The organism is Methanobacterium alcaliphilum (assembly GCF_023227715.1).
In the GTDB taxonomy this organism is placed as follows: domain Archaea; phylum Methanobacteriota; class Methanobacteria; order Methanobacteriales; family Methanobacteriaceae; genus Methanobacterium_E; species Methanobacterium_E alcaliphilum.
Genome location: NZ_JALKIF010000004.1, coordinates 183224 through 193421, shown reverse-complemented (window position 1 = coordinate 193421; position 10198 = coordinate 183224). Strand labels below are relative to the sequence as shown.

General features: G+C 36.5%; 3 protein-coding genes. All 3 read right to left on the bottom strand.

What is annotated here, in order from left to right:
- Nucleotides 1–364: 364 nt before the first annotated feature.
- Entirely contained in the window at nt 365–880 is a 516-nt protein-coding gene (locus tag MXE27_RS04385; RefSeq protein ID WP_248611187.1) for a hypothetical protein, read from the bottom strand.
- 217 nt (nt 881–1097) lie between these two features.
- Entirely contained in the window at nt 1098–5393 is a 4296-nt protein-coding gene (locus MXE27_RS04380; protein WP_248611186.1) for a cobaltochelatase subunit CobN, read from the bottom strand.
- A gap of 312 nt (nt 5394–5705) precedes the next feature.
- The gene (locus tag MXE27_RS04375; RefSeq protein ID WP_248611185.1) at nt 5706–9992 is read right to left on the bottom strand and encodes a cobaltochelatase subunit CobN; all 4287 of its coding nucleotides are present in this window, start codon (nt 9990–9992) and stop codon (nt 5706–5708) included.
- Between the last annotated feature and the right edge of the window lie 206 nt (nt 9993–10198).

Below are 10198 nucleotides of genomic sequence, written 5' to 3'. Positions count from 1 at the left end.
AAAACAGTCAAAATCAAAATCAATTGCTTTCTTCTCATCATTTTTCACCTCCATTTCAATTAATGTAAAAATAGAATAACCGAATTCTATTTCATCACCTCATTTGGAGTAATACAATAAATATACTTTATGTTATTACATGACCCCTTAAAAAGTTGAAAAAAGTAATAACATAACTAAAAATAATACTATCATAAGCATTTTAAGAAGGAATTTAATACTTTTGAATTTTTATAAAATTCAAGTTCTACATACCGCTTGAAATCAGATATGACTTAATAAAAAAAATATTTTAAAATAGTTATTGGGATATTTTGAACTTATATCCCATTTTAACTCTGTTAAAAAAATAGAATAACGAGTATTATCTCTTCAAAAGATCATCTCTAAAATAAAATCCAGCACCAGCTATTATACCTACACTTACTATTGCAATAGCCCAGGGAAAGTTTGAATTATCACTTGAACTTGTAGTGGTGTTATTAGTATGTGAATCAGTTTGATTATTCGTTTCATTATTTAAAGTTCCTGTATCCCCGTCTTCTGCATTTTGTGAAGTAGTATCTTGACTTTGTCCAGAATTGGAATCCCCATTGCTATTTTGATTAGAACTGGTTTGTTTATTATCTTTTGAATTAGAATTTGAAGTTGACCCCGATTTTGAATTGGAGTTAGAATCCGTGGTCTTTTTAGCGTTATTGTTGTTGCTGCTTTGATCAGTAGAGCCTTGATCAGTGCCGCCGCCAGAATTATCATCTATAATTATTTCATCAGGATATTCAGTTCCGTGTCCGGGGTGAGCCATTGCTGCTCCTGAAAACCCCAAAATAATCACTAAACATATAGTCAACAGAAAAAAATCTTTTTTAAAATATTTCATCGTCCCACCTTGCCAAAAAACCGATTATCAAATTAAAAATTTTCAATCGTGTTGGTTGATTATAATCTCTAAAATAATATATGCATACTTATTATTAAAGTTTTATTATTACTATTAACTTAAAATCAGGATTTTTTGTAATAATTCCTTAAATCTAAAAAAGTTGGAATAATCCTCAGTAGTATTAAAAAATAAAAAAAGAAAATGGGAAAATTAGTTAGTTTCTACCGATTCCTTTGAAATAACCAAACCCAATAAGACCCATCAAAGAACATAAACCAACTATAGCATAAGCATAGTTATAATCATCCTTAGATGAAGAATTATCAGTCTTAGAAACCTCATAAGCCTTTTGAGAAGAAGCATCACCAGCCTCAGCCGCCGCCTCACTAGAATCAACAGACTGAGCAGACACCGACGAAGAAGTACTCACAGAAGTCCCAGGACTACTAGAAGACCCACTCGGGCCACTCGGACCGGACGGAGCACCAGGACTTGAAGGAGAACTCGGCTTACTAGGAGTAGAAGGAGTAGACGGATTACCAGGATCAGACTCAGTACCCTCAACACCCATAATCTTAGCCAACATCTTAGCCTGTTCAGAAGTTAACTGCATCATACCATGTTTACTAACCCGATCTATAACACTGGCCAGCATAGATATCGCCATAGGATCTGTAAGCTTATTAGGACCAAACAAATACATATTAGCAATATTTTGCCACATAGCCGGACTTATTGCACCATTAATATTCAATGTATACATTGAACGGATAGCCAATGCAATACGCCTTTGTCCTGCAGACCCCTCACTAAGCATACCCTGCCTCCAAACAGGATTTAGGAGAGTCATAGTTATACTATCATATAATGCTTCAGGAAGCGTCCTCACAGTAATACCAGTCACAGTAGTTCCATCTATTTTAGCATAACCCGTATTAACAACATAACTGGTTATGTTTCTACCTGTTAAGCGTTTAACCATGAATTCAATCATAGTTATGCCCCTATAAGTAGGCGCAGTCGCCCCATTAGTCACACGGGCACTAATCACCATAGATGTTTCCACTGTTTTTAGTAGTTTCTCCATTACACTTCTTCCAGGAACTCCATTTAAACCATAACCATACAGATATGACTCATATTCCAAGTAAGCTTCTGCTAATTCTTCTTCAGTCCACGATTCAGATGAACGCAGAAGTCTAGCAGTCCCCATTGCATGAGGATCGGCACCCGGAGGTAAACCAAATATCCTGGCTCTTGCTAATCGCTCAGCTTGAATTTCAGCTTCACTTTGACTTAAACCCTGCGCAATAAGTTCTGCTTTTAATTCACCCATCATAGCCAGATAATGCTTGCGCACGAAATTCTGAGTGATAGACTCATTTAAAAGAGCAACTTGCTGAACAGCTTTGTCAATAAGCTCTATTATATTATAACAGACATTAATGAAGCTTACAGAAGCACCAATCATCACATCAATTCTTGGTCTCTGAACCGTGGTATTACCAATAGTAATGGTCAGATCCTCCAAAGGAATAACTTCTGTTCCAACAATTACACCATTCAAGTATACTGGTTTTACACCCAGGAAATAGAATATTGTAGCAATATCTACCCCATTAGTAGCAATGGTTGTTCCTCCACGAATTGAAGTTCCAATTGTTTCAGGGAATGTCCCATTGGTACTGTTAAAGTACTGTTGTAAAACTGCTTCTGCAGCAGCAGTACCAATAATCAATGCTGCAGAGTCGGGAACTTTCCTTGGATCAAATGAATATGTATTTCGTCCTGTTGGTAAAGATGTTAAATCCCTTACCGGATCACCTGCAACACCCGGAGTAATGTATCCACCATTTAATGCCTTCAATAAAGAAGCCATTTCATTGGTCACACTCTGATTAAGTAGATCAAGGATATAATCATGCATCCCTGTCCTGTTTCCTGGATCATAGGCAATAATCGCTGCAATGAATTTCTCTAGCGTCTCATTATCAGGCAGTTCACCAAAAGTGTGTAAACCATACGTAGTCAAAGACTGTTCCAAAGTATGCAAGTAATCATGCAACCTATTTAAAACAGTTCCAAAGCTAGTGTTAGAGTTTATATCTAATCTTTCAGCTAAACCGGTCTGGTTATCAATTTTATTCCAAATTTGAGCTTTTAATATAGCCATTCTCTCGCTATCATTCTGATTATATGCTTCATTAAATGACTCAAGTAAATCATGCATCTCCAATAAATTACCATACAAAGCAGAATCAACAACCGGCGGAGTCAAGTGGGATATAATAACTGCATAAGCTCGCCTTTTAGCATTGTTATTTGCTCCAGAGTAAATATAGATATGCGGCATTTCACCGATCAATGTATTTGGCCAGTCATCTTCAGTCATACCTGCTGTGTGTCCAGGAAGAAGCTCCAATGTTCCATGCTCTCCAACATGCACTACTGCGTTAGCATCAAAAACATCCTGCAACCACAAATAGAAAGCAATGTACTGGTGAGTCGGTGGTAACGTATCATCACTCAGATCAGAGGTACTGCCATTCCACTTCCATATTGGCTGCGGCCCCATGAAAATATTACCTAACATTATACCCGGGAATACTATCTGACCATTGTAAATCATTAAAGTCCCCGGAGCAGGACCCCAAACATCTTCTACCTGTTTACGCAGAGATGCCGGTAACTGGTTATACAGTTCCAAATATTTCTGCACAGACATAGTAGGAGCACCCTTTTGGATGAGAGTTGCAAGGTCTTGTTGAGTGTAATTTACAAGGTTACGTCCGTGATCAGTTATCAAAGCCAAAACACTTTCAGCAGTTATATTTGACGAACTCAAAGAACCTATATTATATCCATCAGCAGCAAGAGCTTTAAGGATATTAGCCAAACTTGCTTCAATATTTAAGCTTCCTCCAACAGGCATTCCCTCATCGTGAGTATTATCAAAGTATATCAAAGCCAGTTTTTTATCACTGTTCAATGTATGCTTCAAAACACCCCAAGCATAAGCACGATCCGCCAATTGATCAATACCTGGCTGATAAGGCACAAATATTTTCACATCAGCGCCAGTAATCGGATCAACACCTATACTCTTAGAACCACCAATCAAAACCGGCTCAATACGTCCATTAATTTCAGGAGTGATAATCCACGTAGTAAGTTCATTACCAGTTAAACCCATACTATAAGCCAAATAACCATCAATGGTATCCTGAAGGAAAACGTGTACTGGGCTAAGTATTGGTACATTTAACTGATTAATTATACTCACACTAGCATTATCAGTCATACCACTATGCAAGTGAGTAATCAGAACATCTATAGCAGGAGTTCCATTAACCATAAAGAAAGTATTAGCAACTGTAGAAAAACTGCTCATAATAGGCACTATAACATTAACACCACGCTCTTCCAAAGCATAAATCAATGCATTATACGCAGCCAAATCATTAGCACCATAATACCAACTATGGAATATTAAAGCAACCCAAGGACCATTAACTTTGTATTTTCCAGCAGAAACATACCAATCCACATAATCCTGACGAGTAACGAATATCTGAGTAGTGTCCGGATGATAAACAAAATCAGTTGGCATTGTAATTATTGTAGTATTAGTTGAACTACTAATAGCCGAAAAATCTTTCAATACTGCCAACATTGCTCTTTTAATATTCTCAGGACTTAAATTTGCATTGAGAACTGATGAATATGAGAGTGTTGTTACATTAAATCCACTTAAAGGATTAGATCCTCCAATCAAGTATATTTTAGAACCATTGGGCATGTTTTTCACAATTGACGAAAGATATGCCGTGAATACATTACTACCCGGATTGATCATTACAAATATATTGGCTGTTTTAAGCTCATTACTAAATTTTTCAAAGACCTCTGTATCCGTAGATGCAGTATCTTCAGCGAAGATTTTTAATTCAAAATCATAGCCTTCTGCAAGCAGTTGATTCAGGTAAACATCGTTCATAACCCTGTCAATTGTTCCAACCCTACTACCAGCCACCAGTATAACCATTTTCACATCTTTTAGCATTTTTGATGGTACAAATGTGTGGTTGAGTTCTGCTGTGGGTATGGGTGATCCTGTAGGAGTTACTGTAGTTGTGAAAGTCTTAAAAGTAGAAAATATTATTTCAACTTGAAACTGTGTTAAACTGGAATTAAAATAGATATCGTATTCACCACTGGCATTAGTCACACCAGAAGCAAGAGTTAAGTTGTTAGTCGGGTTTTTAATGTTTATAATGGCTCCGTGAGCCGGTGTAGTGTTATTTAAAATCACACCATATATACGCGGGTCTGGTTCAACTGTACCCTGATTTGAATTATCATTTGTTTCATTACTACTAAATTCAGTCGTTTGTGTATCATTTACACCCCCTTGTGAATCAGTAGCGGCCACTGCACCACAGCAAGCCATAATAAAAACAAATGTCGTCAGTATGAATATCACTTGTTTTCTAATCTTTTTCACCTCCATTCAATTTGTAACAATGTTATAGACTAAACCCACATATTAATACATATGTCTTTAAATTTATTATTACTGAAAGGGGGAAAATCAGAGTTTTTGTAATACTAAACATAAATACGTAATACTAATCCCCATAGTTTCAAATCGATGCGAAATTAAAATTATTTAAAATTGATTTTAAAACTTTTTTAACTTTATTTATAGAAAATAATAAAAAATAACCTTTATTTAAATAAAAAACAATATATGAAATGAGTTTTAAGTAATATACAATCCTCAGTAGTATTAAAAAATAAAAAAAGAAAATGGGAAAATTAGTTAGTTTCTACCGATTCCTTTGAAATAACCAAACCCAATAAGACCCATCAAAGAACATAAACCAACTATAGCATAAGCATAGTTATAATCATCCTTAGATGAAGAATTATCAGTCTTAGAAACCTCATAAGCCTTTTGAGAAGAAGCATCACCAGCCTCAGCCGCCGCCTCACTAGAATCAACAGACTGAGCAGACACCGACGAATAAGTACTCACAGAAGTCCCAGGACTACTAGAAGACCCACTCGGGCCACTCGGACCGGACGGAGCACCAGGACTTGAAGGAGAACTCGGCTTACTAGGAGTAGAAGGAGTAGACGGATTACCAGGATCAGACTCAGTGCCCTCAACACCCATAATCTTAGCCAACATCTTAGCCTGAGAATCAGTTAATTTAACCATTCCTCGTTTATATGCTTGATAAATAGTGTTAGCAATCATATTTTGCTGATCTGAACTAAACAAGCTGAACATGTTTTTATCAAACAGATACGTGTTGGCAATTTTTTGCCATGTAGCACTACTTATAACATCCATCATAGCATCTGTACGGAAAATACTTCTAATTCTAAGGGCTATGGTAGTCAGTCCGGAGTATCCTTCCTTCAACATTCCTTCTCTCCAAACAGGATTGAATAATGTCAAAGATAAGTCGTCGTGCATTGATTCTTGAATAGTTAAAACTCTAGAAGATCCATCCCCTGTTAGAACAATGTAACTGGTTATATTTTTACCAGTGATGTATTTTACCACACTGTTTATTGTTGCAGATCCAAAGTATCTGTGATTACCAGAGATTGCAGATGGACTTATGGCCATAGTAGCATCAACTGTAGCCAGTAGTTTTTCCATTATCAAACGACCAGGCATTCCAGAGATGCCATCTAATCCATCACCATAGACATATGAATTATAATCAAGATATGTCTCGGCTAATTCCTCTTCAGTCCACGAATCAGAATTCATTAGCCTTGCAACTCCCACTCCATGCGGATCAGCACCAGGCGGTAAACCAAATATTCTTGCACGAGCTAGACGTTCAGCTAAAGTTTTAGCCTCAGCATCAGTTTTACCTTGAGATTTGAATTCGGCTTCAAGTAGAGGGATCAGCTCCAAATAGTGTTTTCGAACATAGTTTTGACTGGTTGACTCATTAAGAATAGCAACTTTTCCAATAGCTTCGTCAAGTAATTTGACTACATCTGGACATGCATCTCTTAGGCTAGATGATGCCTGGATAAGCACATCAATTCGGGGTCTGCCTCCCATTTCACTGAGTGGAATTACTTTAACCCCCACAACCATACCGCTGTTATAAACAGGTTCTACTCCCAATAGATAGAAAATACTTGCAATGCTCTGACCATAGGTGAGCATTACTTCCCCACCACTTACTGGAACCGCAATTGTTTCAGGGTAGGTGTTGTTACCATGGCTATCCATGTAGCGCTGTAGTAGTGATGCTGTTGAATTAGCAGCAATTATCATAGCAGCACTATCTGGAACCTTTCTTGGATCGAAAGTGTACTTATTACGACCTGAGGGTAAGTTTGCTAATGATCTAACAGGGTCTCCTGCACTGCATGGTTCAATATAGCCCCCACACAATGCATTTAACAGCGCATTCATTTCATTGGAAGCACTTTGAATTAGCAGATTTCTTATTTCGTCTCTTTGGCTGGTTCGAGTAGCTGGATCGAAAGATATTATTGCATCAATGAATTTTTCCAGAGTATCATTGTCCGGTAGCTCACCAAAAGTGTGCAGACCATAATAAGTAAGTTGTTGTTGTAAAGTGTGCAAGTAATCATGTAGCTTGGTTAAAACAACCCCAAACCCAGTTGCAGAATTAATACCTAGTCTTTCACTTAAACCTGTTTCGTTATTGATTTTATTCCATATTTGAGTCTTCAATATAGACATTCTCTCAGTATCATTCCTTTGGTATGCATCATCAAAGGACGTCACCAGATCATGTAGCTCCTGTAAATTACCATATAGGAGAGTTTCTGTTACAGCAGGTACAAGGTGAGTTATAATTAAAGCATAGGCTCTTCTTTTAGAAGCTGTAGCATCTTCTCCAGCCATGTTTCTGATATAAATATGCGGCATAGCACCAATAAGTGTATTCGGCCAATCATCAGCAGTCATGCCTAGACTGTGTCCAGGCAATAGTTCTAAAGTACCATGATCTCCCAATTGGACATAAGCATCAGCTTGGAATTTATTTTGTAAATACAAGTAGAATGCTATGTATTGATGAGTTGGTGGTAAATTTTCATCACCATAAAGGCGGGATAAAGATCCATCCCACTTCCAAATAGGTTGAGGGGCCAATAAAACATTGCCCAGCATTACAGCAGGAATAACGATTTTATCCCCATATACCATCAAATTTCCAGGAGCAGGGCCCCATACGGACTCAACTTGAGCTTTAAGAGAGTTTGATAACTGATTGTACCACTGCAAGTATTCTGTTTTAGATACTGTTATAGCGCCTTTCTGAATCAGAGTTAATAAGTCACTTTGAGTATAATTTAACAGATTCCTACCATGATCATTAATTAGAGCTAAAATATCTGATGCATTTAGACTATTATTTGATCCCAGATCATAACCTGAATCTTTTAAAGCGTTCAATATGTTGCTAATACTTTCTGGTAGGTTTAAACCTGCTGCAGAAGGCATTGTTTCATCGTGTGTATTGTCGATGTATACTAGTGCTAATTTTTTATCAGCATTGTTTTTGGTTTTTAAATTAGCCCATGCAATTGTCATATCACAGAGTTGATTTAGACCGGGCTCGTAGGGAGTAAACAATTTTATTTCCATCCCTGTTACTGGGTCTACACTGGTTATATTCAGACCACCCACCAGCACATTTCCAACACGTCCCGCGATCTCTGGACCTATAGTCCATAAATTGAGTTCATATCCTCCAGTTATCCCCATACTATTATTAAGGTAATCTTGGAGTGTGGTTTGCCCTATCATCATTGCCCCTATAACTGGAACATTTAATTCCTTGTACATGGCTATGCTTGTAGGTACTCCACTGGAATGGCTTTGGATAATAAGTGCACTAATTAAAGGAGTTCCATCCAATGTGAAAACATTCCTGTAAATAGTGAAATTATTGTTACCAGAATGACTTAATGGGGTACTTTGACTTAATGGAATAATATTAATTCCTTTAGATTCTAGATTGTATATTATAGCGTTCATTACTTGTAAATCTTCAGTATTATAAAATGAACAGTCAAATACATATCCAATCCAAGCTCCATTTGGTTTAAACTTTTCTGCTGACACATACCAGTTCAAATATTCTGAAAAAGTAGTGAAAACCGTACTAGCATCAGGATGATATATTAAATCTTGAGAAGTTTCTGGAACAAATGTAGTATTTGTAGAATTGTCTATTGCTCCGCCAATTTTTAAAACACTTAAGAAAACTTTTTTAATAGTTTCTTTACTGTAACTACTACTAAATCCATATGAATAAGTTGTTTTATTTCTTGATCCAAGATAATGGGATCCCGTCTGGATTAGAGCTGCGTTAGTGGGTAAATTGTTGTCGATTATTTCTGTAATCTCTGAAAACGCTTGTGGTTGGGTTGAAGAAAACCCTGATGTCATGAAGAAAATGTTTGCTGTTTTAAGTTCATTTGCAAAATTTTCTCTGGCAGCGCCTGCAAAAGCTATATCTGCATGATAAAATACTTTTAAATCGAATTCATAGCCTTCAAGATTTAGTTCATTGTAAGCATCCAATATTTTCTGCAGAGGAGTGAACCCATATCCTCCTATTACCGTGACCATTTTTACTGGTTTTAACATTTGAGATGGTACAAATGTGTAGTTGAGTTCAGCGGTGGGTATAGGTGTACCTGTTGGTGTTACAGTTGAAGTAAAGTTCTTGTTCGCAAATATTATTTCAACTTGAAACTGTGTTAAACTGGAATTAAAATAGATATCGTATTCACCACTGGCATTGGTCACACCAGAAGCGATTAAAGAATTATTAGTCGGGTTTTTAATGTTTATAAGGGCTCCATGAGCCGGCGTAGTGTTATTTAAAATCACACCATATATACGCGGATCGGGCTCACTCGTACCTTGATTTAGATTTTGATTTTGGTTTTCATTTGCATCGGATTCAGTCGTTTGTGTATCATTTACACCCCCTTGTGAATCAGTAGCGGCCACTGCACCACAGCAAGCCATAATGAAAACAAATGTCGTCAGTATGAATATCACTTGTTTTCTAATCTTTTTCACCTCCATCGTGTTAGTAAGAAAAATATTGGAATAAGTAGTATATTAATACATATAACTTGTAATTTATTATTAATTTTTAGAAGAAATTTTCTAATTTAGTAATACTAATCATAAATTAAGTATTGGAAAGATAAAAAAAATAGTGGCTAAAAACGCAATATTTCCATTAAAAAACTATATTTGAGGTTCTAAATTAATATAAAAATTAGATA

Coding starts and splice junctions, on each gene's coding strand:
- MXE27_RS04385 (WP_248611187.1), bottom strand. CDS start 880: ATGAAATATTTTAAAAAAGATTTTTTTCTGTTGACTATATGTTTAGTG.
- MXE27_RS04380 (WP_248611186.1), bottom strand. CDS start 5,393: ATGGAGGTGAAAAAGATTAGAAAACAAGTGATATTCATACTGACGACA.
- MXE27_RS04375 (WP_248611185.1), bottom strand. CDS start 9,992: ATGGAGGTGAAAAAGATTAGAAAACAAGTGATATTCATACTGACGACA.